Below are 22,946 nucleotides of genomic sequence, written 5' to 3' on the forward strand. Positions count from 1 at the left end.
CCGTCACCTGCCGGGGGTCGTGGCGTGCGGGGAACGGGGGGCGAACTGCGGCGACGGCGCTGACGACGGCGGCGGGGCCGTCGCCGTGGCCAGCGCCTCGGGCGCGAGGACCAGGGGCGCGCGGGCGGCGGAGGCCGCGCTGGGCACTCCCTTGACCTTGCCGTCGGGGCCGAGGAAGGCGGGGTCGCCGCCGGGCACCATGCCGAGCTCGCGGGCGCGGCGCTGGAGGGCGTCGGGGGCGGAGTAGGCGTCGATGTCGCGCTGCAGGGCCTGCTCCTCGTCGGTGAGCTCCTTGGTCTCCCGCTGGAGGTCGTCGAGGCGGAACGCGCCCTCGCTGAGCGCGGAGTTCAGCACCAGCAGGCCGATCAGACCGCCCCCGAGGAGCAGGACCACGAGAAGCACGAAAGGGGTGCGCGCCGCCTGGGCGCGGCCGGTGGGCAGGAGGTGCGCGAGCCTCGCCGCCCTCCCCCGCAGCTCGGGCCGCCCCTTCTGTTCGGGTTTCCTGGTCACTCACGCTCCCCTGAGTCCGCTCGTCCCGCCCGTTTCACCCGGCCGTCGTCCGCTTCCGGACCGGCCCGTGCCTCACCGGAGCCGCCTCACCCGACGTCCTCCCGGATGCGCTCCGCGCCGCGCAGCCGTGCGGGGGCCGCACGGCGGTTCTCGGCGATCTCCTCCTCGGTGGGAAGTTCGGCACCGCGCGTGAGCAGCTTGAGCCGCGGCTGGTACTGCTCGGGGACGACGGGGAGTCCGGGCGGGGCGGTGGTGGCGGCGCCCGCCGCGAACACCTGCTTGACCAGCCGGTCCTCCAGGGAGTGGTACGACAGCACGGCGATGCGGCCGCCGACGTCCAGGGACTTCACGGCCGCCGGGATCGCCCGCTCCAGCACCGACAGCTCGCCGTTGACCTCGATCCGCAGGGCCTGGAAGGTGCGCTTGGCCGGGTTGCCGCCGGTGCGCTTGGCGGCCTGCGGCAGCGCGTCGCGGATCAGCTCGACCAGGCGGGCGCTGGTGGTGAAGGGCTCCTTCTCGCGCTCCCGGACGATCGCGGCCACGATCCGCTTGGCCTGCTTCTCCTCGCCGTAGGCGCGCAGGATGCGGACCAGCTCGCCGGGCGGGTAGGTGTTGAGGACCTCGGCGGCGCTGACGCCGGTCGTCTGGTCCATGCGCATGTCGAGGGGGGAGTCCTGGGCGTAGGCGAAGCCGCGGCCGGCCTCGTCGAGCTGCATCGAGGACACCCCGAGGTCGAACAGGATCCCCTGCACGCGCGGGACGCCGAGGCGGTCGAGGACGTCGGGGAGCTCGTCGTAGACGGCGTGCACCAGGGTGGCCCGGTCGCCGAAGGGGGCGAGCCGCTCGCCGGACAGGCGCAGCGCCTCCTTGTCGCGGTCCAGGGCGACGAGCCGGGCCGCGGGGAAGCGGCTGAGCAGCGCCTCGCTGTGGCCCCCGAGGCCCAGCGTGCAGTCGACCACCACCGCTCCCGGCCGCTCCAGGGCGGGTGCCAACAGGTCCAGGCACCGCTGGAGCATCACCGGGACGTGTCGCTGGCTCAAGAGGCCCTCTCAATTCCGGCTCGGCGCTCACGCACTGCCGGGTTCCCGCCCTCCCCGGGTGAGGGGGCGGCCGGCGCCGGAGGCGTCGGCCGGGCGGCGGCGGGAGAAGGCCGAGCCGTACGTACGCGCCGCGCACGCGGGAGATCCCCTGGTCGGCGCCGGGGGATCCGGGGAAGTCAATGCAGCGGACGGTCTCACCTCCCGCTTCGCGTCACTTTAGTCCACGGTCCGGCCCGGTCAATCAACCGGACTGCGCGTCGCGGCCCGCGCGGGTCAAGAGGCGGATCGGGCACATCACCCGTAGGCAGGGGGTCACACCACTCCTGTGGGTTACCTCACACCAAGCATCGGTGACGTTCTTTGTCACCTCTCACAACGGGCTCGAGGCCCGCGTGACCATTACCGTCATGGGTATGACGACTTCTGCATCCGTGCCCGCAGGTTCCGGGAACGCCATCGCCGGCTCCGGCACCGTGACCGACCGACTGGTCGAGGCCAACGAGCGTTACGCCGCCGCGTTCACCGATCCGGGCATGGACGCGCGCCCGGTGCTCCACGTCGCCGTGGTGGCGTGCATGGACGCCCGCCTCGACCTGCACGACGCGCTCGGCCTGGCGCTGGGCGACTGTCACACCATCCGCAACGCCGGCGGTGTGGTCACCGACGACGTGATCCGCTCGCTGACCATCAGCCAGCGGGCGCTGGGCACCCGCAGCGTCGTCCTCATCCACCACACCAACTGCGGCCTGGAGTCCCTCACCGAGGAGTTCCGGCACGACCTCGAGATGGAGGTGGGACAGCGTCCGGCGTGGGCCGTCGAGGCCTTCCGGGACGTGGACCAGGACGTCCGCCAGTCGATGCAGCGCGTGCGGACCTCGCCGTTCCTGCTGCACACCGACGACGTGCGCGGGTTCGTCTTCGACGTGAAGACGGGTCTGCTGCGCGAGGTCGACCCCGCCTGACCGGCCGCCCGTCCTGGGCCGGCCGTACCCGGAGAGCCGTCGAACGTCGTAAGAGCTGACATATCGCTGTCAGTTGTCCACAGGCGAGTGACACGAAACGGTAACGGCGGCAAGAATGCGGAAGTGGTGTCACGCGGAACTGATTCCGCGTGGCGCCCGTGATTCGGGGTGGGCCGGTCCGCCGGGTACGGGATCGGCCGGCACATTTGGGGAACCCCCCGCTCATCGCTGAGCGTGGGTAAGGCCGAGGAGGGCCGGGTGACGACCTATGACGATCGTGCAAGCCATGGGGGCGCCCCCGACCGGGCATACGGGGCGGTCGGGGAGGACCTGACCGCCGTCGTGGAGCGCGTGCGCGGTTCGGTGGAAGGCGTGATCGAGGGGAAGCCCGAGGTCGTACGGCTCTCGCTGACCGTGCTGCTCGCCGAGGGACATCTGCTCATCGAGGACGTCCCGGGAGTAGGCAAGACGATGCTGGCGAAGGCACTGGCGCGGTCGATCGACTGCTCGGTGCGGCGCATCCAGTTCACACCGGACCTGCTGCCCTCGGACATCACCGGTGTGTCCATCTGGGACCAGCAGCGCCGTGACTTCGAGTTCAAGCCGGGCGCGATCTTCGCGCAGATCGTCATCGGCGACGAGATCAACCGCGCCTCGCCGAAGACGCAGTCCGCGCTGCTGGAGTCGATGGAGGAGCGACAGGTCACCATCGACGGCAAGACCTACGAACTGCCCAGCCCCTTCATGGTGGTGGCGACGCAGAACCCGGTCGAGATGGAGGGCACCTACCCGCTGCCGGAGGCCCAGCGCGACCGCTTCATGGCCCGCGTGTCGGTCGGCTACCCGAGCGCGGAGGCCGAGCTGGAGATGCTCGACGTGCACGGCGGCGTCTCCCCGCTGGAGGACCTCCAGCCGGTGGCGCACGCGCACGACATCGTGAAGCTCATCGAGGCGGTGCGCGGCGTGTACGTGGCCGAGCCGATCCGGCGGTACGCGGTCGACCTGGTCGCCGCCACCCGCACGCACCCCGACCTGAGACTCGGCGCGTCGCCGCGCGCGACGCTGCACCTGCTGCGGGCGACGAAGGCGGCGGCCGCTCTGGCGGGCCGTGACTACGCGCTGCCGGACGACGTGCAGGAGCTCGCCGTGGCCGTGCTCGCCCACCGTCTGCTGCCCACCGCCCAGGCCCAGCTCAACCGCCGCACCGCCGAGCAGGTGGTCCAGGAGATCCTGCAGCGCACCACGGTGCCCGCGGCGGCCGGCCAGCCCGCCGGGTTCGGCCTGGGCCGCGGAGGCTACGGCCAGCAGCCGCCCCGGAGGCTGTGATGAGCACCGCCGGCGCGGTCCACGCCGACGACGACCGGGGCGACCGGAGCGGGCTGAGGACCGCCCTGGCGGGGCTCACCACCCGGGGGCGCTCCTTCCTGGCGGCCGGGATCGCCGCCGCCGTCTGCGCGTACGTGCTCGGGCAGAGCGACCTGCTGCGGGTCGGCCTGCTCCTCGCCGTGCTGCCGCTGGTGTGCGCGGCCGTGCTCCACCGCACCCGCTACCGGGTCGCGGGCAGCCGCCGTCTCTCCCCCGGCCGGGTGCCGGCGGGCACCGAGGCTCGGGTGCACCTGCGCATGGACAACGTCTCCCGGATGCCCACGGGCCTGCTGATGCTCCAGGACCGGGTGCCCTACGTGCTCGGCCCGCGCCCGCGGTTCGTGCTGGACCGGATGGAGGCGGGCGGGCGCCGCGAGGTGTCCTACCGGGTCCGTTCCGACCTGCGCGGCCGCTACCCGCTGGGCCCGCTCCAGCTGCGGCTGTCCGACCCGTTCGGGATGTGCGAGCTGAACCGCTCGTTCTCCTCGTACGACACGCTGACGGTGACGCCCCGGGTGGAGGCGCTGCCGCCGGTGCGGCTGTCCGGCGAGTCCAGGGGGTACGGCGACGGGCTGCAGCGCTCGCTGGCGCTGGCCGGCGAGGACGACGTGATCCCCCGCGGCTACCGCTACGGCGACGACCTGCGCCGCGTCCACTGGCGCTCCACCGCCCGCTACGGCGAGCTGATGGTGCGCCGCGAGGAGCAGCCGCGGCGGGCCCGCTGCACGGTGCTGCTGGACACCCGTGCCATCGCCTACGAGGGCGCCGGGCCCGACTCGGCGTTCGAGTGGGCGGTGTCCGGCGCGGCCTCGGTGCTGGTGCACATGCTGGAGCGGGGCTTCTCGGTGCGGCTGCTGACGGACACCGGCGACTCGGTGCCCGGGGAGGGCGCCGACGGCTTCTCGGGGGTGCACCAGGAGTCCGCGGAGGCGGCCGGACTGATGATGGACACGCTGGCCGTGGTGGACCACTCCGACGAGGAGGGCCTGTCCCGCGCCTACGACGTGCTGCGGTCCGGCAGCGAGGGACTCCTGGTGGCGTTCCTCGGCGACCTGGACGACGAGCAGGCCGCGGTGCTGGCCCGGATGCGGCAGCGCAGCGGCGGCGCCGTGGCGTTCCTGCTGGACAGCGACGACTGGCTGCGGGAGCCGTCTGACGTGCCCGGACCGGAGGGGCGGCCGGGCGAGGAGCATCTGCGGATGCTGCGTGAGTCGGGCTGGACGGCCGTGGCGGTACCGCGGGGCGCCTCGCTGGAGCAGTTGTGGCGGCAGGCGGACCGTGAGCGCTCGGGCCTGGTGGCGGCGGGCGCCGGGGAGGGACCGTGATCAGCTCACTGGCCAGGCTCACGGTGCGCGCGTGGGCGGCCACCCTGCTGGCGGCCTGCGCCCTGCTGCCGCTCGTGGAGTCGACCCTCTGGATCCTTCAGGCGGCGCTGCTGCTGGGCGTGCAGGCGGGCGTGGGCGCGGCGGCGCGGCGGGTGCCGCTGGCACGGTCGCTGACGGTGGCGGCGCAGGTCGTCGTCACGCTGCTGCTGCTCACGCTGCTGTTCGCCCGGGAGCAGGCCGTCGCCGGGCTGATACCCGGCCCCGACGCGCTGCGCTTCCTCGGGCAGTTGCTGGAGCAGGGCGGCCAGGACGTCAACCGGTACGCGATACCGGCGCCGCTGAGCGACGGCATCCGGCTGATGCTGGTCGGCGGGGTGCTGGTCATCGGCCTTCTGGTGGACGTGCTCGCGGTGACCTTCCGCAGCGCGGCCCCGGCCGGGCTGCCGCTGCTCGCCCTGTACTCGGTGGCCGCGGGCCTGACGGACAACGGCATCGAGTGGCTGTGGTTCCTGCTGGCGGCGGCCGGCTACCTGATGCTGCTGCTCGCCGAGGGCCGGGACCGGCTGTCGCAGTGGGGCCGGGTGTTCGCCGGGCCGCCCCGCGGCCGGAGCCGGGAGACGCCGGGCGCGCCGGCGCCGGCTCGGTTCGGGCACCGGATCGGGGCGGTGGCGCTGGGCATCGCCCTGGTGGCGCCGCTGGCGCTGCCCGCTATGGACGGCGGTCTGCTCGATCCGAACGGCCGGGGCGTGGGCGCGGGCGTCGGCGGGGGCGGCACGATCTCCGCGGTGAACCCTCTGGTGTCGCTGCGCGACTCGCTGAACAACAACGACGACCGCGCGGTGTTCTCGGTGCGCACCGAGATGGAGAACACCTCGGACCTGTACCTGCGCATCGTGTCCCTGGACGACTTCGACGGCACCACGTGGAAGCCGTCGAAGCGGGCGATCACCCAGGTGCCCGAAGGTTTCCCCGCCCCGCCGGGACTCGGCCCGGACGTGGAGTTCAGCGAGGTCGGCACGTCGGTCTCGGTCGCGGAGTGGTACGGCCAGACGTGGCTGCCGATGCCGTACCCGCCGAGCCGGGTGAGCGTGCAGGGCGACTGGCGGTACGAGCCGGTCGGCATGACGCTGGTCGGCGACCACGGGCAGAACACGCGCGGCCTGACCTACGAGGTGCGCAGCCTGGACGTGCGGCCGACGGCGGAGCAGCTGGCCAAGGCCCCGGAGCCGCCGGCCGACCTGCTGCGCGAGTACACCGACCTGCCCGACTCCCTGCCCCCCGTGGTGGCCGAGACCGCCCGTGACGTGACGGACGGCGCGAAGAGCGACTACGACCGCGCGGTGATGCTGCAGGACTGGTTCACGCTGAGCGGGGACTTCCAGTACGACACCGAGGTCGAGGTCGGCAGCGGCTCGCAGGCGATCGCCCGCTTCCTGCAGGACAGGCGTGGCTTCTGCGTGCACTATTCCTTCGCGATGGCGTCCATGGCGCGGTCGCTGGGCATCCCGGCGCGGATCGCGGTCGGCTTCGCGCCCGGCACCCCGCAGGCCGACGGCACGGTCTCGGTCGCTATGCGGGACGCGCACGCCTGGCCCGAGCTGTACTTCGAGGGCGTGGGCTGGACGCGGTTCGAGCCGACCCCCACCCGGGGCTCCACGCCGGACTACACCGTGCAGGACGTCGAGGACAACGGTCCCGCGGATCCGGCCCGGCCGTCGCAGGCCGCGCCGGCCGACCCGTCGGCGCAGCCGTCGCAGAGCACCGACTGCCGGGCGGACGGCAGCGACCCGGGCTCCTGCGAGAGCGAGTCGCCGCAGGCGGCCCTGCCGACGGACGGCGACGGACCGAAGTGGCACGTGGTGCTGCTGTGGGCACTGGCCGGGCTGCTGGTACTGGCACTGCCGCTGTCGCCGCTGCTGTGGCGGACGCGGATGCGGGCGATCCGGCTCGGCGGCCACGGCCGTACGGAGGAGGCCGTCGCTCCGCGGGTGCTGGCCGCCTGGGAGGAGCTGACGGACACGGCCTGGGACCACGGGATCGTGCCGGACGAGTCGCTGACCCCGCGCGGGGCGGCCGACCGCATCGTGCGGACGGGCGGGCTCGAGGGGGATGCGGCGGTGTCGGTGCGGAGGCTGGCGGAGGCGGTGGAGCAGGTGCTGTACGCGCCCCGTCCGCGGCCGGCTGTCGGGCTGGCGGAGGATGTGCGGCGCGCGTCGGGGGCGTTGCGGGACTCGGCGTCCCGGGCGGGCCGTCTGCGGGCGGTACTGGTGCCGCGATCGGCCGTACGGGTGGTGTGGGCGGTGTCCGACCGCTGGGTGTCCCTCCGGGACCGTGTGGTCGCCCTTCGCCCCGACTGGCATCTGCCCACGCGTCAGCGGGGCTGAGGTCTCATCGGCGGCTGCTGGCCGTCGTGAGCCGTTCGCGCAGTTCCCCGCGCCCCTGAAGGGGCGCGGGGAACTGCGCGAAGAGCCCGCCACGCACCCGCAGGAATACGCAGAGACAACTCAGGGGTGCCCACCCATGTCGGTGGACACCCCTGAACCAAAGATCACGTAGGCCTCAGTGGCCGCCGCCCTGCTCGTCGCGCCGGCGCTGCCACCGCTCCTCGATGCGGTCCATCATCGAGCGCCGCGTTCTGCCCTGGCGGCCCGCACGCGGGGCTGCTGCCGCCCCCGCGGCCTGCTCGCCCGGCTTTGGCGCCTTGCGCCATCCGGTCACCGCGAGCACGGCGCACCCCAGCATCACGAGGAAACCCACGACGCTGAGCCACACCTGCTGGGCGACCATACCGGCCATGAGGAGCGCAATACCTACGAGGAAGCCCGCGACCGCCTGGTAGACCCGTCGCCGGGTGTACGTACGCAGCCCGCTTCCCTCGAGCGCCGTCGCGAACTTGGGATCTTCGGCGTACAGCGCTCGCTCCATTTGCTCGAGCATGCGCTGCTCGTGCTCCGAGAGCGGCACGGAGTCCTCCTCATCGTGCAGTCGCCGGGGCGACCCGGGGGGTCCCTTAAGGATAGGCAGGGAATCGCCCCCGTGAAACCCGCCCCTCTGCGCCAATTGCCAACCGGTGTCCGCCATCACGCACCGGTCCGCTGAGGCTGTCATTCCCCGGCGGCCGACCCGTCATGCCGGGCGGTCTCCCTCGATCATACGGCTCCGAGCCGCCATTCGGGGGGCCTGTGGCAGAGTCCATGCGCCCCGGGGCCGCCGGACGCGCCGCTGATCAGCGCCGTGTCACGGGGGCCGCTCACGCCCCGGCGGCCTCTCCCGCCTCACCGAGCACATGAAGCTGCGTGGCCACGGAGTGGAACGCGGTGAGCTCGGCCGCGGCGGCCTCCAGCTTCAGCAGCGCCTCCTGCGCCCCGGGCTCGGTGTCCACCAGGACTCCGGGGACGAGGTCGGAGAAGACCCTGACGCCGTGCACCGCGCCGACCTCCAGGCCCGCACCGCGCACCAGCCCGGTGAGCTGCTCGGCGGTGAAGCGGCGGGGTACGGGGTCGCCCTCGCCCCATCGGCCGTTCGGGTCGTCGAGGGCCTGCCTGGCCTCCGTGAAGTGGCCGGCGAGGGCACGGGCGAGGACCGCGCCGCCCAGGCCGGCGGCGAGCAGGCTGAGGACGCCGCCGGGGCGCAGGGCGGCCACCGTGTTGCGCACGCCCTCCGCCGGGTCGTCGACGTACTCCAGGACGCCGTGGCACAGCACGACGTCGTAGCCGCCGCGCTCGGCGACGTCGAAGAGGCCGCGGGCGTCGCCCTGCACGCCGTGCACCCGGTCGGCGACGCCCTCCTCGGCGGCGCGGCGCTCGAGGGCGAAGAGGGCGTTCGGGCTGGGGTCGACGACGGTCACCCGGTGTCCGAGCCGGGCCAGGGGCACGGCGAAGTTGCCGCTGCCGCCGCCGGTGTCGAGGACGTCCAGGGCCTGCCGTCCGGTGGCCTTGACCCTGCGTTCCAGGGCGTCCTGGAGGACGTCCCAGACAACGGCGGTACGGAGAGCGGCGCGGGGGCGCATCGGGTCCGACACGGTGGTGACTCCTCGGCGGGGCACCGCCTGGGGTGGGGCGGGGCGATCGGGTTTCAGGCGCTGTCCACCCTATGGCCTGCGCGGTGGCCCGCCGTCACCCGGTGGGCCCCGGGTCAGCCCGCGTCGGGCAGGTCGCCGCGCGGAGCGCTGTCCGGGCCGCCGTCGTGGTCGGGGCGGGGCTGGGGCAGCACCGGCTGGAGCACCAGCATCCGCTCGACCAGGCGCAGGAACATCGCCACGTCCCGGATCAGGTCGTCGGCGTCCCGCACGGTCGCCGCGCCCTGGATGCCCGCCTCTGCGCGGGCCCGGCGCCGCGCCCCGGAGGCGAAGAGGGCGCTCCACTCGGCGAGTTCGGGCGCGATCTCCGGGAGCACCTCCCAGGCACTTCGTATCTTCGCCCGCGCCCGGGGCGAGGTCTCGGGCCTGCCCCGGGCGGCGAGCACGGCGGCGGCGGTGCGCAGGGCGGCCAGGTGGGCCGTCGCGTAACGCTCGTTGGGGGTGTCGAGGACGGCGGCCTCGTCGAGTCCGGCACGGGCCTGGGCGAGCAGGTCGAGGGCGGCGGGCGGGGCCGCGGCCCGGCGCAGCACGGGGTGGATGTCGCTCGCCGGGCCGTTGTTCAGTGAGGGGGCAGGGCCGGCTGCGCGGCGCCGACGGGCGGCGGCTGCGGACGAGTGGGCCATGACGAACCTCCTGTCGTCTTCGTGACGGCACGCCATGAGGCAAGTGCCGTATGTGCACATCGTGCGGTATGGCACTGACAATCCGTTCTGACCTGCGACGTTGCCTCGCTTGCCGGTTCGAGCTAACTTTTGCACTGACCAGTCAGTTCAAAAGCCGGTTCAAAAGAAGCGACACGTTCCAGGGGGATTCGTGGACGATCCGAGCGGACTCGCCGTCGTGGCCGACGGCCTCGGCCTGAAGGGACCACGGGGGTGGGCCTTCCGCGACGTGTCGGCCGACGCCCGGCCCGGCTCGCTGACAGCGGTGGCCGGGCCGTCCGGCACCGGCCGCACCTGTCTGCTGCTCGCGCTCACCGGACGCATGAGGCCCACGGCGGGGCGGGCCGCCGTCGGCGGTCTGGAACTGCCCCGGCACATGGCCGCCGTACGCCGCCGCAGCGCCCTGGCGCACGTGAGCGGGGTGACCGACCTCGATCCGTCGCTCACCGTCGCCGAGCACCTCCGCGAGCAGGAGCTGCTGCGGCGCCGCTTCGGGGACGCGCTCCCCCGGCCCCGGCAGCTGCTGCGCCCGCGCGCCGAGCGGCGGCGGGAGCGGCGCCGGCACATCGACGAGGCGCTGGCCACCGCCGGGCTCGATCCGGCCGCCCTGCCCAAGCGCGAGCGGACCGCGGTGCGGGACCTGGAGCGGGTGGAGGCGCTGCGGCTGTCGCTGGCGCTGGCGTTGCTGGGGCGTCCCCGGCTGCTCGGGGTCGACGACACCGACCTGAAGCTGTCGGCCGGCGAGCGGGAGGAGGTGTGGGAGCTGCTGCGGTCCGTCACCGGCATGGGGGTCACGGTGCTCGCCGTGTGCAGCGAGCCGCCGTCCGACGCGGTGGTCGTCCGCACGGGCGCGGACCGGTCCGGCGGCGCGGCGAACGACGGGCCCGCCGCCCTCACCGGCGACGAGCCCGACGAGTCCCCCGCCGTCACCGCGGACGCCGCCCACGAGAGGACCGAAGCGGCGCCGGAGACCGCACCCTCCGGCCCGGCCACCCCCCACGAGAAGGAGGCCGACGATGCGATCGCCGCGACTGGCCGCTCTTGAGCTGCGGCGCTTCGGCCGCGGCACCCTCCCGCGCGCGGCGCTCGTCGCCCTGCTGGTGCTGCCCCTGCTCTACGGCGCCCTGTACCTGTGGTCGTTCTGGGACCCGTACGGCCGTCTCGACCGGATCCCCGTGGCCCTCGTGAACGAGGACGAGGGAGCCACGGCGAACGGCGAGCGGATCACGGCCGGTGACGACATCACCGAGGGGCTGCACGACAGCTCCGCCTTCGACTGGCGGGAGGTGAGCGAGGAGGAGGCCCGGCGCGGGATCGAGGACGGCACGTACTACCTGTCGCTCACCGTCCCGGCCGACTTCAGCCGCCGTGTCGCCTCCAGTTCGGGCGACTCCCCCGAGACCGGCGCCCTCCAGGTGCGCACCAACGACGCGAACAACTACATCGTCGGGCAGATCTCCCGCACGGTCTTCGGCGAGGTGCGGCGGGCCGCGTCGACGAAGACCTCCCGGTCCTTCCTGGACCAGATCTTCGTCTCCTTCTCCGACCTGCACGGCGAGACGGTGAAGGCGGCGCAGGGCGCCGACAAGCTGAACGGGGGCATCGGCAAGGCGGAGAAGGGCTCCAAGGACCTCGTCGCCGGGCTGAAGGACGCCCGCGCGGGCAGCGGCAAGCTGTCCAAGGGCCTGAAGGACCTGCACAAGGGCGCGGGCACCCTGGAGGACGGCTCCGGGAAGGTGGCCGACGGCACACGCCGGCTCGCCGAGAAGGTGAACGCGCTGAACGCGGAGGCGGGCCCGTTCCTGAAGAGGAACGAGAAGGCCATCGGGGAGACGGCACGCTCCGTGGCCGACACGGCGGGTCAGCTGCGCGACGACCTGGACGCGCTGACGGAGAAGGCCCCTGCCGCCGCGAAGGACGCCCGTGAGGCGCTGGGCACCATGGAGGCGCTCCACCGCGAGCGCTGCGAGGACGCCGACGAGCCCGACCCGGCCTGCCCGGAGCTGAGGAAGGCCAAGGAGGCGGTGGCGACCGCCTCGTCCGTCGCGGACGACGTCGGCGACCTGGTCACCGGACACCGCGCGGACCTGAAGAAGCTCGACGGCCACCTCGCCACCCTGGAGAAGCAGGCGCGTGCGCTCGCCGGCCGCGCCCCGCACCTCTCCGAGGACCTCGACGACGCCGTCGGCCGCATCAACAAGCTCGACGCCGGCGCGGGCAAGGTCGCGGCGGGGGCGAAGAAGCTCAACAAGTCACTCGCCACCGCCGAGACCGGCGCCCTCGACCTGGACAAGGGCGTCAGGAAGCTCACGACGGGCGCGGACGACCTGAGCGGCGGACTCTTCAAGCTGGTCGACGGCTCCGAGGAACTGGCCGGCGGCCTGCACGAGGGCGCCGAGCAGATCCCCGACTACGACAAGGCCGAGCGCGACGAGCGCACCGAGGTGATGGCCGACCCGGTGCGGCTGGTCTCCCGCGACCTGCACAAGGCGCCCAACTACGGCACCGGCTTCGCCCCGTACTTCATCCCGCTGTCGCTGTGGGTGGGCGCGATGGTGGCGTACATGCTGATCGCGCCGATGAACCGGCGGGCGCTCGCGGCGGGCGCCTCCGCCTGGCGGATCGCGCTGGCGGGCTGGCTGCCGGTGGTGGCGATCGGGGTGTTGCAGACCGTGGCGCTGATGTCGGTGCTGCACTGGGGGCTCGGCCTCCGGATGGCCCGGGCGGCAGGGACGGTGGGCTTCCTGTTCCTGGTGACGGCGTGCTTCGCGGCGCTCGTGCAGTGGCTGAACGCCCGCTTCGGCGCGGCCGGCCGCATCCTGGTGCTGGCGCTGCTGATGCTCCAGCTCACCTCGGCGGGCGGCACGTACCCCGTACAGACCAGTCCGGACTTCTTCAACGCGCTGCACCCGTTCCTGCCGATGACCCACGTCGTGGAGGCGCTGCGGCGGCTGATCTCGGGCGGCGGTCTCGGGCCGGTGTGGACGGCCTGCGCGGTGCTGGCGGCCTTCACGGCCGGCGCGCTCGCGCTGACCGCGCTGTCGGCCCGCCGCCGCCAGGTGTGGACGCTCGACCGGCTGCACCCGGAGCTGAGCCTGTGAACCGGCCGGCCGGAGCTCCTGTGAGAATCAGGGCCATGGAACGCAGCAGCACCACGCCGGGCGGCAGCGCCCGCCGCGAGGCAACCCGGCAGAAGCTCTACGAGGCGGCCGTCACGCTCATCGCCGAACAGGGGTTCTCCGCCACCACCGTGGACGAGATCGCCGAGCGGGCGGGCGTCGCGAAGGGCACCGTCTACTACAACTTCGCGAGCAAGTCGGTCCTCTTCGAGGAGCTGCTGCGGCACGGGGTCGGCCTGCTGACCTCCTCGCTGCGGGAGGCGGCCGAGCGGACGGAACAGGAGGGCGGGAGCAGGGTCGACGCCCTCGACGCCATGATCCGGGCGGGGCTGGTCTTCATCGACCGCTACCCGGCCTTCACCCAGCTGTACGTGGCGGAGCTCTGGCGCACCAACCGGGCCTGGCAGTCCACGCTGATGGTGGTGCGGCAGCAGGCCGTGGCGGTGGTCGAGGGGGTGCTGCGCGAGGGCGTGGCGGCCGGGGAGTTCAGCGAGGAGATCGACGTGCCGCTGACGGCGGCGGCGCTGGTGGGCATGGTGCTGGTGGCGGCGCTGGACTGGAAGTCGTTCCAGCCGGAGCGGTCGCTGGACGACGTGCACGCGGCGCTGTCGCGGCTGCTGCAGGGCCGGGTCAGCGGCCGCGGCTAGGGTCTTTCGTTCGGATCACGCCGGGCTCGCGGGGTCCGGCCCGATCCGAACCGAAGACCCTGGTCCGCCCCGGCGCCGGACACGCGAAGGCGCCGGTCCGCCGGTGGCCGCGTCCCCCGCGGGCCACCGGCCGGGCCGGCGCCTCCCTGTTCCCCCGTGATCCCCCGTACGTCCCCCCGTGGAACCCCGTTGCGGTCGTCCCCCGGGTTCCCCCGTGCCTCGCTCCCGCCGACGGCGCCGGCGGAAGGAGCGGATCGCGGGCCGGTCCCCGTTCCGGCGCCCCGTGTCGCCGGTGCCGTGGGCCCGGTCCCTCTCTCCGTGGTCCCCACTCTCCCGTTCTGGCCGGTCCGGGCCCATCCGCCGCCGTACTCAAGTCGCCGGCTAGGTACATGTACTCACGCCTGCGCACCCGGCCCCACACGGTGCGCGCCCGCACGGTCACGCTGCGGGGGCGCGGATACTCGGGGCCGGGCCCCTGACCGGCGGCCGATAAAGTCCCTGGCATGGCACGGATTGCGGTGATCGGCGCCGGTGCGGGCGCGCTGGCGGCCGCCGCCCGGCTGGCCGTCGCGGGCCACCGGGTGGCGGTGTACGAGCGGACGGAGACGTACGGCGGCGCGCTGCGCCGCCGGGAGCGGGACGGGTTCGCCTTCGACACGGGCCCCGGGCTGCTGCCGCTGCCGGCCGCCTACCGGGACCTGTTCGTGAAGACGGGCCGGGAGCCGCTGGAGGAGTGCGTCGAGCTGGTGCAGGCCGACCCGTCGTCGCACCACGTCTTCGCGGACGGCACCCGGGTGTCCCTGCCGAACGCCTCCCGCGCGGGCGTGGTCTCCGCGGTGGAGGAGGCGCTGGGCGCGGACGCGGCGCGGCGCTGGGGCGACTTCCTGGTGCGGGCCCGCGAGGCCTGGGACCGGGCGCGCCGCCCGCTGCTGGAGGAGCCGCTGTGGCCCAACTGGCAGGTGCTGGCCGAGCGCGAGCCCTACCCGGCCGTCCCGCACCGGCGGCTGCTGCGCCTGCGCAAGGCGGCCACACTGGCCGAGGCCGGTGAGTGGGAGCTGCGCGACCCGCGGCTGCGGGCGCTGCTGGAAAGTCATGCCCTGGCGTTCGGCCTGGACCCGCGGACCACGCCGGCGAGCGCGGCGGTGCTGCCGTACATGGAGCACGCCTTCGGCACCTGGTACGTGCGGGGCGGGCTGCGGGAGCTGGCACGGGCGATGTACGAGCGGTGTCTGGCCCGCCGGGTGGAGTTCCGGTTCGGCGCGGAGGTCACCGCGGTGCGGGAGAAGGACGGCCGGGCGGCGGGCGTGGAACTCGCCGACGGCACGGCGGTGGAGGCGGACCTGGTGGTCGCGGGGGTCGGCCCCGGGCTGCTGGAGCGGATGTGCGGCACGCGGCTGCGCGGGGAGGGCGAGGTGCCCGCCCGGCGGGAGGGGGCGAGCCGCACGACGGTGCTGCTGGCGCTGCGCGGTGCCCGCCCGGAGAACACCCCGCACCGGACGGTGGTGCACACCCGGGACCGTACGGCGGAGCTGGACGCGCTGTCCGGCGGCGGGCTGCCCGCCGAGCCGACGGTGACCGTGCTGCGGCCCGACGACCCGGCGCTGGTCCCGGACGCCGGGCACGAGGCGGTGACCGTGACCGCGGTGACGCCCTCCGGGGCGGACGGTGCCGAGGAGTTCGCGGAGCGGATGGTCACGGCCGCCGCGCGGGCGGTGCCGGACCTGCGGGACCGGCTGCTGTGGCACGAGGTGCGCACGCCTCAGGACGTCGCGCGGGAGACGGGCGCGGAGGGCGGCGCGGTGCCGGCGCCGGCGCTCGCCGCGGCGGACGGCCGGTTCCTGCACGCGTCCAACACCACGCGGCTGCCGGGGCTGTTCACCGTCGGCGGGTGGTCGCACCCCGGCGGCGGGCTGCCGCACGCCGGGATGTCGGGGGCGCTGGTCGCCGGACTGATCGTGGAGGGGCCGGACTTCCGCGGCTCCCAGTGAACACGGGCCGCGGCACGAGCGGTTGAGGGCGTCCTCGGCCGCCCGTGACCGCCCGCCCGCTCAGTAGCGGTACTGCTCGTCGTACCCGTTGCCCTGGGGGCCCTGGGTGCCCTGCTGCTGACCGCCGTCCTGGTACGGGTACTGCTGCTCCGGCGGGAGCTCGCCGCCGTACGGGTCGTCGGCGCTGCGCTGCTGCGGCACCCACAGGCCGCCGGCCGGGGTCTCGCCTCCGTAGCCGCCCGTCCCGTACGGGTCCTGGGCCGCGTAGCCCTGCTGGGCGTACTGCTGGTCCGTGTAGCCCGTGTCGTACGTGCCGCCGCCGTAGGTGGCGTTGCCGATGTACGGGTCGGAGTACGCGGCGTACTGCTGGCCGGTGTCGTAGCCCTGCTGCTGCCCGTAACCGGAGTAGTCGTAGGCGTAGTTGGGGTCGGCGGTCTGCGCGGTCGCGGCGTACTGGTCCTGGCCCGGGTACTGGTCCTGCCCCTGGCCCGCGTACTGGTCCTGTCCCTGGCCCGCGTAGCCCTGGTCGCCGTAGACGCCGTAGGAGCCGGTGTCGTCGGGCATCGGCTGCGGCTCGTAGACGGCGGTGGACTCCGCGGCCGTCTGGCGGTCGGCGGCGGGCGTGAAGACGTCGTCGCGGTCGTAGTCGTCGTCGGCGCCGTGACCGGCCGTCACGGGGCCCGTGTCGAACGCGTCGGCGCGGTCGCCGGACGCCTCGAGGTCGGTGACCTCCAGCGCGGGTTCTTCGCGGCGCCCCTTCACGGCGGACAGCATCGGCGCGTTGACCGCCCAGCCGGCCTGGAAGCCGCGGCGGAACGACAGCGTGACGTAGGTCTGCCCCACGGCGAAGGCCGCGGCGCCCAGTCCGATCACCACCACGGACGGGATCAGGACGCCGAACACGACGCCCAGGAACCCGACGAAGGCGAGCAGTCGCCAGCGCAGGCGCGCCTTGTACTGCAGCAGCACCTCACCCAGCAACCACAGCGCGACGATGCCGAACGCGATGTAGAGGACCGTCCAGCCCATGTACGCCCCTCTCCCAGTGGTCGTTACGCAGTGTGTCGTATGCGCGTGCGACCGGTCTAGGCCTGCGGCGGGTGGTGCAGACCCAGGTTCTCGTAGATTTCCAGCGTCGCCGTGGAGTTGTTGAGCGTGATGAAGTGCAGACCGGGCACTCCTTCGGCCAGCAGCCGTGCGCAGAACTCCGTGGCGAAGTCGATACCGATGGAGCGTACCGCCGCCGGATCGTCCTTCGCTGTGAGGATCCGCTCTTTGAGGGCGTCGGGGAACACCGCATTACTGAGCTTTGGCAACCGTTCCAGCATCTTCACGCTGGTCACAGGCATGACCTCGGGAATCACGGGCGTCTCGCAGCCCGCCGCGTCGACTCGGTCACGCAGCCGCAGGTACGACTCGGGCTGGAAGAACATCTGCGTGATCGCGTAGTCGGCGCCGGCCCTGCACTTGTCCACGAAGTGGGCGACGTCGCTGTCCCGGTCCGCGGACCGCGGGTGCATCTCGGGGAAGGCGGCGACGCCCACGCAGAAGTCGCCCGACTCCTTGATGAGACGCACCAGTTCGGCCGCGTAGGTGAGGCCCTTGGGGTGCGGGACCCACTCGCCCATCGGGTCGCCGGGCGGGTCGCCGCGCACGGCCAGCATGTTGCGGATCCCGGCGTCGGCGTACTGGCCGATGATGTTGCGCAGTTCGGCGACGGAGTGCTCCACCGCCGTGAGGTGCGCGACCGGGGTGAGGGTGGTGTCGGCGGCGATCCGCTCGGTCGCCTTCACCGTGCCGGCCCGGGTGGAGCCGCCCGCGCCGTAGGTCACGGAGACGAAGCTGGGCGCGACGGCCTCGATCCTGCGGAGCGCGTTCCAGAGGTTCCGCTCGCCCTTCTCCGTCTTGGGGGCCCAGAACTCGAACGAGTACGTCGTCTTCCCACTGGCGAGCATGTCGCGCACGGTGCGTGCGCGGTCCGTCCTGGTGGATGCGGTTCCGAGGGCCATACGGGCAGGGTAGCCACGGGTGGGCGGCCCCCCAACCAGAAGCGGGATATTTGTCCGATTTGCCGACTTGGCGTCCACAGTGTGGACAAACTTGAGACGCCCGGGTCTCCCGCGGCGCCGGTCAGCCGTCGTCCGCGGCCTCCCGCACACGACGGGCCAGCTCGGCGGCCGCGGCGCCCGGGTCGTCCGCCTCGGTGAGGGCGCGGACCACGACCACCCTGCGGGCGCCGGCGTCCAGCACCTGGTCGAGGTTGGCGAGATCGATGCCGCCGATCGCGAACCACGGGCGGTCGGTGCCGAGCCCGGCGGTGTACCGGACGAGGTCCAGGCCGGGCGCGGGGCGGCCGGGCTTGGTGGGGGTTCGCCAGCAGGGGCCCGTGCAGAAGTAGTCCACGCCGGGCTGGACGGCGGCCGCTGCCGCCTCCTGCTCCGCATGGGTGGAACGGCCGATCAGTGTTCCCTCGCCGAGGATCGCTCGGGCGGCGGGGACGGGCAGGTCGCCCTGGCCGAGGTGGAGGACGTCGGCGCGGGCCGCGTGGGCGACGTCGGCGCGGTCGTTGACCGCGAGCAGCCTGCCGTGCCGGGCGCAGGCGTCGGCGAGCACCGCGAGGTGCTCGAGCTCTTCGGCGGCTTCCATGCCCTTGTCGCGGAGCTGCACGATGTCGACGCCGGCGGCGAGGACGGCGTCCAGGAACTCCGGGAGGTCGCCCTGTCGCTTGCGGGCGTCGGTGCAGAGGTAGACGCGGGCGTCGGCGAGGTGGGCACGTGGGGTGTCGGGCGTGGTGGTCATGGGGTCCCCCCGGGTCGTCGCGTCGGCACGGGCCGGGCGGGCCCGTCGGCGGAACCCTATGCGGTGCCTGTCGGTACGCGGACGCCGGGAGCGGCGGCCGGCGCCGCTCCCGGGCGGGGTCTGTTCTCCGCGGGGCCGTAGGGCCGGGCGCGCGGTTCCCCGCGCCCCCAGGGGGTCCCGGGGGCGTCGGCCGGACGTGCGGGCCCGAGCCTGGCGGTCCGGTCGCCTGCGGGTCCCTGGGGGCCGAGCGCGCGGTTCCCCGCGCCTCTGGGGTTTTTTGGGGGGACGTGGGTCAAACTGCGAGGGCCTGGGCCCTGCGCTTCACCTCCGTGCCGCGGTTCTCCGCGAGGGCCTGCGCGGGCGTGCCCGGCAGGCTGGGGTCGGGGGTGAAGAGCCACTCGAGCATCTCTTCGACCGTGAAGCCGTCGTCCCGCAGGAGCGTCAGGGTCCCGGTCAGGCCCTTGACGACCTTGTCTCCGTCGATGAAGGCGGCGGGGACGTGCAGCGCGCGGTTCTCACCGCGGCGCACGGCGATGAGCTGGCCCTCCTTGACCAGCTGCCGGACGCGCGTCACCTCGACGCCGAACTTCTCGGCGATGTCGGGGAGGGTGAGCCAGGCGGGGACGAGAGCATCGATCTTTGCGTCAATCTCGGTCACGGGACAAGCCTGCCACCTGCCGCCGACAGTCGGAAGTCAGCCCCGTCCCAGCGCGTGGGCGAGTCGGTTCAGACCGTCGCCGACTTCAGCGGCCGCGCCGGGTCCGCGACCCGGTCCGGGTCCAGCGCGGCGCCCGACTCGATCAGCCGCCGCCCCTGCGCCAGGTCCCGGGGCCGCCCCACCGCGAGCAGCGCGGCCAGCCGGTCCCCGCGCAGCCAGCACACGCTCCACGCCGGGCCGGCCGGGTCGCCGCGCCACACCGTGCGATCGGCGTCCGCGTGGTGCCCGGCGTACTGCACGAACCGCCCGAACTGCTCGGACCAGAAGTACGGCACCGGGTCGTACACCACACCGCCCCCGTCCCCGTCGACGATGTTCGCGGCGACCGTGCGCGGCCCCTGGAGGGCGTTGTCCCAGTGGTGGACGAGGAGCCGCTCGCCGTAGCGGGCGGACGGGAACGACGCGCAGTCGCCGACCGCGTACACGTCGGGCAGTGAGGTCGCCAGGTGGGCGTCGGCGACGACCTCGCCGTGCGTGCCGAGGACGATCCCGGATCCGGCCAGCCAGGCGGTGGAGGGGCGGGCGCCGATGCCGACGACAACCGCGCCCGCGGGCAGCCGGGTGCCGTCGTCGAGGAGCACGGCGCCGGGCTCGACGCGCGCCACGCGCGCGTGGGTGCGCAGCGCGACGCCGGCCTCCGGGTACCAGACGGTCATCGGCGCGGCCACCTCCGCGGGCAGCACGCCCGCCAGCGGCCGTTCCTCGGCCTCCACGACGGTGACCGCGCAGCCCGCCTCCCGGGCGGCCGTGGCGAACTCGGCTCCGATCCAGCCGGCGCCGACGACCACGATGTCGTGCCGGCCGGCGAGCACCGGCCGCAGCCGTTCGGCGTCGTCCAGGGTGCGCAGCAGGTGCACGCCCGGCACGCCCTCCGCGCCGGGCAGCCGCAGCGGTTCCGCGCCGGTGGCGATCACCAGCACGTCGTACGGGACGGGCCCGGCCTCGGTGTCCAGCTCGTGGTCGCCGGGGCGCAGTCCGGTCACCTCGCAGCCCAGCCGCAGCTCGATCCCGAGCTCCTCGAAGTCCACGTCGAAGGCGGAGCTCTCGGCGGTGCCCAGCAGCACCGCCTTGGACAACGGCGGCCGGTCGTACGGCTGATGGGGCTCCGCGCCGATCAGCGTCACCTCGCCGGTGAAGCCCCGCTCCCGCAGCGCCACCGCGGTCTGCACGCCCGCCATGCCCGCGCCCGCCACCACCACCCGGCGCGGCGCGGCCCCTCCCGGTTCCTGCGTCTGCTCGCTCACCCGCTCACCATAGACACCCGTGCCCGCCGCACCGGACCGCTGCCGCGCGGGGTCCCTTACGGGCACGGCGCGGCGCGGGCTAGGGTGGCTCGCGTACACGCACTCGCGGGAGCCCGGACGGACCGGGCTGAGAGGGAGGCTGGCGGCCTCCGACCGTACGAACCTGATCCGGGTCATGCCGGCGAAGGGAGGGGCTGGACGCCCATGTCGCCCACGCGTACCTCAGACGTCCTCGTCGTCGGGGGCGGGATCATCGGTCTGGTGACGGCCTGGCGGGCCGCGCAGGCCGGTCTCGCCACGACGGTCGTGGACCCCGATCCGGGCGGGGGCGCCGCCCGGGTGGCGGCCGGGATGCTGGCCGCCGTCACCGAACTGCACCACGGCGAGCAGACGCTGCTCGGCCTCAACCTGGCCTCGGCCCGCCGCTACCCCGACTTCGCGGCCGAGCTGTCCGACTGCACCGGCCAGGACCTCGGCTACCGCCGCTGCGGCACCCTCGCCGTGGCGCTGGACGCCGACGACCGCGCCCATCTGCGGGAGCTGCACGCCCTGCACGAGCGTTCCGGACTTGACTCGCAGTGGCTGACCGGGCGGGAGTGCCGGCGCCTGGAGCCGATGCTCGCGCCGGGTGTGCGCGGCGGGCTGCGGGTCGACGGCGACCACCAGATCGACCCGCGCCGGCTGGCGTCCGCGCTGCTCACCGCCTGCGAGCGGGCCGGTGTCACGCTCCACCGCGCCTGGGCGGAGCGGCTCGTCGTCACGGGCGACCGCGCGACCGGCGTGGTCACGGCGGACGGCGGCGAGCTGGGCGCGGGCCAGGTGGTGCTGGCCGGCGGCAGCTGGAGCGGGCGGCTGGCGGGCGTCCCCGCGGAGGTGCTGCCTCCGGTGCGTCCGGTGAAGGGGCAGGTGTTGCGCCTGACCATGCCGGACCGCCCCGAGCCGTTCCTGAGCCGCACGGTGCGGGCGGTGGTGCGCGGCAGCCACGTCTACCTGGTGCCGCGCGAGAGCGGCGAGCTGGTGATCGGCGCGACCAGCGAGGAGATGGGCTGGGACACCACCGTCACGGCGGGTGGCGTCTACGAGCTGCTGCGCGACGCCCATGAGCTGGTCCCCGGCATCACCGAGCTGCCGCTGACCGAGACGATCGCCGGTCTGCGCCCCGGCTCCCCCGACAACGCGCCGCTGCTCGGCCCGACCCGCCTCGACGGGCTGCTGCTGGCCACCGGGCACCACCGCAACGGCGTGCTGCTGACGCCCGTCACCGGCGACGCCATGGCGCGGCTGCTGACCGGCGGCGGGTTGCCCTCCGAGGTCCTCCCCTTCACCCCCCGGCGCTTCGGCGCCCCCGTCCTCGCGGAGCAGTCCGTATGAACGACCCGGTCACCACGGTCACCGTCACCGTCAACGGCGAGAGCCGTCAGGTCCCGCCCGGCACGGCCCTCGACCTCGTGGTGAGGTCGCTCACCGCGGCGCCCTCCGGGGTGGCCGCCGCCCTCAACGAAACCGTCGTCCCGCGCGCGCAGTGGCCCGCCACCCCCCTGTCCGAAGGGGACCGGGTGGAGGTCCTCACCGCCGTCCAAGGAGGCTGACCATGGCCGACGATCCCCTCGTCCTCGGCGGGCGGACCTTCACGTCCCGGCTCGTCATGGGCACCGGCGGGGCGCCGAGCCTCGACGTGCTGGAGCGGGCGCTGGTGGCGTCCGGCACCGAGCTGACGACCGTCGCGATGCGGCGGGTCGACCCCTCGGTGCAGGGGTCGGTGCTGTCGGTGCTCAGGAAGCTGGGCGTGGAGGTACTGCCGAACACGGCCGGCTGCTTCACCGCCGGTGAGGCCGTGCTCACCGCGCGCCTGGCCCGGGAGGCGCTGGGCACGGACCTGGTGAAGCTGGAGGTCGTGGCGGACGAGCGCACCCTGCTGCCGGACCCGGTGGAGCTGCTGGACGCGGCGGAGACGCTGGTCGACGACGGGTTCACGGTGCTGCCGTACACCAACGACGACCCGGTGCTGGCGCGGAAGCTGGAGGACGTGGGCTGCGCGGCGGTGATGCCGCTGGGCTCGCCGATCGGCTCCGGCCTCGGCATCCGCAACCCGCACAACTTCGAGCTGATCGTGGAGCGCGCGGGCGTGCCGGTGATCCTGGACGCCGGGGCCGGCACGGCGTCGGACGCGGCGCTGGCGATGGAGCTGGGGTGCGCGGGCGTGATGCTGGCGTCCGCCGTGACCCGCGCCCAGGAGCCGGTGCTGATGGCGTCCGCGATGCGCGCCGCGGTGGAGGCGGGCCGGCTCGCGCGGCGGGCGGGACGCATCCCCCGGCGCCACTTCGCGCAGGCGTCCTCGCCGGTCGAGGGCCGGGCGGAGCTGGACCCGGAACGGCCCGCGTTCTGACGGCGGACGGCGGCATCGCGGCCCGCACGAGGATGCCGTCACAGGGCCCGCGTCCCGGCTTCGACCGGGACGCGGTCGGGTAACACAGGTCACAGGTCCGCTC

General features: G+C 74.2%; 21 protein-coding genes and 1 riboswitch. Of the genes, 11 read left to right on the top strand and 10 right to left on the bottom strand.

Going from position 1 to position 22,946, the window contains the following annotated elements:
- Window positions 1–3: 3 nt before the first annotated feature.
- Window positions 4–510 (bottom strand): septum formation initiator family protein, encoded by a 507-nt coding sequence (locus ACF1AG_RS00755; RefSeq protein ID WP_359601655.1) that lies wholly within the window; start codon window positions 508–510, stop codon window positions 4–6.
- 86 nt (window positions 511–596) lie between these two features.
- A complete protein-coding gene (rsmH, locus tag ACF1AG_RS00760) occupies window positions 597–1,550 on the bottom strand; it encodes a 16S rRNA (cytosine(1402)-N(4))-methyltransferase RsmH (protein WP_391809153.1) in 954 nt (317 codons plus the stop codon).
- Window positions 1,551–1,963: 413 nt separating this feature from the next.
- Between rsmH and ACF1AG_RS00765 the strand changes: the two genes are divergently transcribed.
- From ACF1AG_RS00765 to ACF1AG_RS00780, 4 genes are all read left to right on the top strand, one after another.
- Window positions 1,964–2,512, top strand: a complete 549-nt coding sequence (locus ACF1AG_RS00765) for a carbonic anhydrase (protein WP_359601653.1) — start codon at window positions 1,964–1,966, stop codon at window positions 2,510–2,512.
- A 258-nt stretch (window positions 2,513–2,770) separates the two neighbouring features.
- The gene (locus tag ACF1AG_RS00770) at window positions 2,771–3,838 is read left to right on the top strand and encodes a MoxR family ATPase (protein ID WP_359601652.1); all 1,068 of its coding nucleotides are present in this window, start codon (window positions 2,771–2,773) and stop codon (window positions 3,836–3,838) included.
- The gene (locus ACF1AG_RS00775) at window positions 3,838–5,202 is read left to right on the top strand and encodes a DUF58 domain-containing protein (protein WP_391809154.1); all 1,365 of its coding nucleotides are present in this window, start codon (window positions 3,838–3,840) and stop codon (window positions 5,200–5,202) included. Before ACF1AG_RS00770 ends, ACF1AG_RS00775 begins: the two co-directional genes overlap by 1 nt.
- On the top strand, window positions 5,199–7,586 hold the full coding sequence (locus ACF1AG_RS00780; RefSeq protein WP_391809155.1) for a DUF3488 and DUF4129 domain-containing transglutaminase family protein: 2,388 nt from the start codon (window positions 5,199–5,201) through the stop codon (window positions 7,584–7,586). The genes ACF1AG_RS00775 and ACF1AG_RS00780 overlap by 4 nt, the downstream gene beginning before the upstream one ends.
- 175 nt (window positions 7,587–7,761) lie before the next feature.
- Here the strand turns inward: ACF1AG_RS00780 and ACF1AG_RS00785 are convergent, their stop codons facing one another.
- The 3 genes from ACF1AG_RS00785 to ACF1AG_RS00795 form a co-directional block, all read right to left on the bottom strand.
- Window positions 7,762–8,166: a DUF3040 domain-containing protein gene (locus ACF1AG_RS00785; protein WP_359607771.1), complete on the bottom strand. Its 405-nt coding sequence runs from the start codon at window positions 8,164–8,166 to the stop codon at window positions 7,762–7,764.
- Window positions 8,167–8,452: 286 nt separating this feature from the next.
- Window positions 8,453–9,223 (bottom strand): methyltransferase, encoded by a 771-nt coding sequence (locus ACF1AG_RS00790; RefSeq protein ID WP_359607773.1) that lies wholly within the window; start codon window positions 9,221–9,223, stop codon window positions 8,453–8,455.
- Between the two features lie 113 nt (window positions 9,224–9,336).
- Window positions 9,337–9,903, bottom strand: a complete 567-nt coding sequence (locus ACF1AG_RS00795; RefSeq protein WP_359607775.1) for an SAV_6107 family HEPN domain-containing protein — start codon at window positions 9,901–9,903, stop codon at window positions 9,337–9,339.
- A gap of 190 nt (window positions 9,904–10,093) precedes the next feature.
- Here ACF1AG_RS00795 and ACF1AG_RS00800 point away from each other — a divergent pair, with 190 nt between their 5' ends.
- The 4 genes from ACF1AG_RS00800 (at window position 10,094) to ACF1AG_RS00815 (ending at window position 15,696) form a co-directional block, all read left to right on the top strand.
- On the top strand, window positions 10,094–10,987 hold the full coding sequence (locus ACF1AG_RS00800; protein ID WP_359607777.1) for an ATP-binding cassette domain-containing protein: 894 nt from the start codon (window positions 10,094–10,096) through the stop codon (window positions 10,985–10,987).
- Window positions 10,959–13,043 carry a YhgE/Pip family protein gene (locus ACF1AG_RS00805; protein ID WP_391809156.1) on the top strand — a complete coding sequence of 695 codons (2,085 nt, stop codon included), beginning with the start codon at window positions 10,959–10,961 and terminating at the stop codon, window positions 13,041–13,043. The genes ACF1AG_RS00800 and ACF1AG_RS00805 overlap by 29 nt, the downstream gene beginning before the upstream one ends.
- 35 nt (window positions 13,044–13,078) lie before the next feature.
- Window positions 13,079–13,708, top strand: coding sequence for a TetR/AcrR family transcriptional regulator (locus tag ACF1AG_RS00810; RefSeq protein ID WP_359747541.1), 630 nt, complete (start codon window positions 13,079–13,081; stop codon window positions 13,706–13,708).
- 503 nt (window positions 13,709–14,211) lie between these two features.
- A complete protein-coding gene (locus tag ACF1AG_RS00815) occupies window positions 14,212–15,696 on the top strand; it encodes a phytoene desaturase family protein (protein ID WP_391809157.1) in 1,485 nt (494 codons plus the stop codon).
- 60 nt (window positions 15,697–15,756) lie between these two features.
- On the opposite strand, the gene ACF1AG_RS00820 is transcribed toward ACF1AG_RS00815, so the two are convergent.
- The 5 genes from ACF1AG_RS00820 to ACF1AG_RS00840 form a co-directional block, all read right to left on the bottom strand.
- The gene (locus tag ACF1AG_RS00820) at window positions 15,757–16,725 is read right to left on the bottom strand and encodes a hypothetical protein (RefSeq protein WP_359607869.1); all 969 of its coding nucleotides are present in this window, start codon (window positions 16,723–16,725) and stop codon (window positions 15,757–15,759) included.
- A gap of 56 nt (window positions 16,726–16,781) precedes the next feature.
- Window positions 16,782–17,705: a methylenetetrahydrofolate reductase [NAD(P)H] gene (gene metF, locus ACF1AG_RS00825; RefSeq protein WP_359607871.1), complete on the bottom strand. Its 924-nt coding sequence runs from the start codon at window positions 17,703–17,705 to the stop codon at window positions 16,782–16,784.
- A gap of 121 nt (window positions 17,706–17,826) precedes the next feature.
- The gene (gene thiE / locus ACF1AG_RS00830) at window positions 17,827–18,495 is read right to left on the bottom strand and encodes a thiamine phosphate synthase (protein ID WP_391809158.1); all 669 of its coding nucleotides are present in this window, start codon (window positions 18,493–18,495) and stop codon (window positions 17,827–17,829) included.
- A 292-nt stretch (window positions 18,496–18,787) separates the two neighbouring features.
- On the bottom strand, window positions 18,788–19,153 hold the full coding sequence (locus tag ACF1AG_RS00835) for an Rv2175c family DNA-binding protein (protein WP_033272981.1): 366 nt from the start codon (window positions 19,151–19,153) through the stop codon (window positions 18,788–18,790).
- A gap of 68 nt (window positions 19,154–19,221) precedes the next feature.
- Complete coding sequence (locus tag ACF1AG_RS00840) at window positions 19,222–20,457, bottom strand: NAD(P)/FAD-dependent oxidoreductase (protein ID WP_391809159.1); 1,236 nt, start codon at window positions 20,455–20,457, stop codon at window positions 19,222–19,224.
- Window positions 20,458–20,552: 95 nt separating this feature from the next.
- Window positions 20,553–20,664, top strand: a riboswitch (TPP riboswitch).
- On the opposite strand from ACF1AG_RS00840, the gene thiO reads away from it, so the two are divergent.
- The 3 genes from thiO to ACF1AG_RS00855 all read left to right on the top strand — a co-directional run bounded on the left by thiO (window position 20,662) and on the right by ACF1AG_RS00855 (window position 22,843).
- Window positions 20,662–21,828 carry a glycine oxidase ThiO gene (thiO, locus tag ACF1AG_RS00845; protein WP_359747551.1) on the top strand — a complete coding sequence of 389 codons (1,167 nt, stop codon included), beginning with the start codon at window positions 20,662–20,664 and terminating at the stop codon, window positions 21,826–21,828. (Overlaps the previous riboswitch by 3 nt.)
- Window positions 21,825–22,046 carry a sulfur carrier protein ThiS gene (thiS, locus tag ACF1AG_RS00850; protein WP_359603983.1) on the top strand — a complete coding sequence of 74 codons (222 nt, stop codon included), beginning with the start codon at window positions 21,825–21,827 and terminating at the stop codon, window positions 22,044–22,046. The genes thiO and thiS overlap by 4 nt, the downstream gene beginning before the upstream one ends.
- A 2-nt stretch (window positions 22,047–22,048) precedes the next feature.
- Window positions 22,049–22,843: a thiazole synthase gene (locus ACF1AG_RS00855; protein ID WP_359603981.1), complete on the top strand. Its 795-nt coding sequence runs from the start codon at window positions 22,049–22,051 to the stop codon at window positions 22,841–22,843.
- The last annotated feature ends 103 nt before the right edge of the window (window positions 22,844–22,946 follow it).

Origin of the sequence: Streptomyces sp. NPDC014764 (assembly GCF_043082785.1) — a bacterium.
GTDB classification, from domain to species: Bacteria; Actinomycetota; Actinomycetes; order Streptomycetales; family Streptomycetaceae; genus Streptomyces; species Streptomyces althioticus.

Bases quoted from the DNA above. Each gene is read 5' to 3' on its own strand.
- ACF1AG_RS00810 (WP_359747541.1), top strand. From the start codon at position 13,079: ATGGAACGCAGCAGCACCACGCCGGGCGGCAGCGCCCGCCGCGAGGCA.
- thiE (WP_391809158.1), bottom strand. From the start codon at position 18,495: ATGACCACCACGCCCGACACCCCACGTGCCCACCTCGCCGACGCCCGC.
- metF (WP_359607871.1), bottom strand. From the start codon at position 17,705: ATGGCCCTCGGAACCGCATCCACCAGGACGGACCGCGCACGCACCGTG.
- ACF1AG_RS00855 (WP_359603981.1), top strand. From the start codon at position 22,049: ATGGCCGACGATCCCCTCGTCCTCGGCGGGCGGACCTTCACGTCCCGG.
- ACF1AG_RS00765 (WP_359601653.1), top strand. From the start codon at position 1,964: ATGACGACTTCTGCATCCGTGCCCGCAGGTTCCGGGAACGCCATCGCC.
- thiS (WP_359603983.1), top strand. From the start codon at position 21,825: ATGAACGACCCGGTCACCACGGTCACCGTCACCGTCAACGGCGAGAGC.
- ACF1AG_RS00775 (WP_391809154.1), top strand. From the start codon at position 3,838: ATGAGCACCGCCGGCGCGGTCCACGCCGACGACGACCGGGGCGACCGG.
- ACF1AG_RS00805 (WP_391809156.1), top strand. From the start codon at position 10,959: ATGCGATCGCCGCGACTGGCCGCTCTTGAGCTGCGGCGCTTCGGCCGC.
- ACF1AG_RS00820 (WP_359607869.1), bottom strand. From the start codon at position 16,725: ATGGGCTGGACGGTCCTCTACATCGCGTTCGGCATCGTCGCGCTGTGG.
- ACF1AG_RS00795 (WP_359607775.1), bottom strand. From the start codon at position 9,903: ATGGCCCACTCGTCCGCAGCCGCCGCCCGTCGGCGCCGCGCAGCCGGC.
- thiO (WP_359747551.1), top strand. From the start codon at position 20,662: ATGTCGCCCACGCGTACCTCAGACGTCCTCGTCGTCGGGGGCGGGATC.
- ACF1AG_RS00815 (WP_391809157.1), top strand. From the start codon at position 14,212: ATGGCACGGATTGCGGTGATCGGCGCCGGTGCGGGCGCGCTGGCGGCC.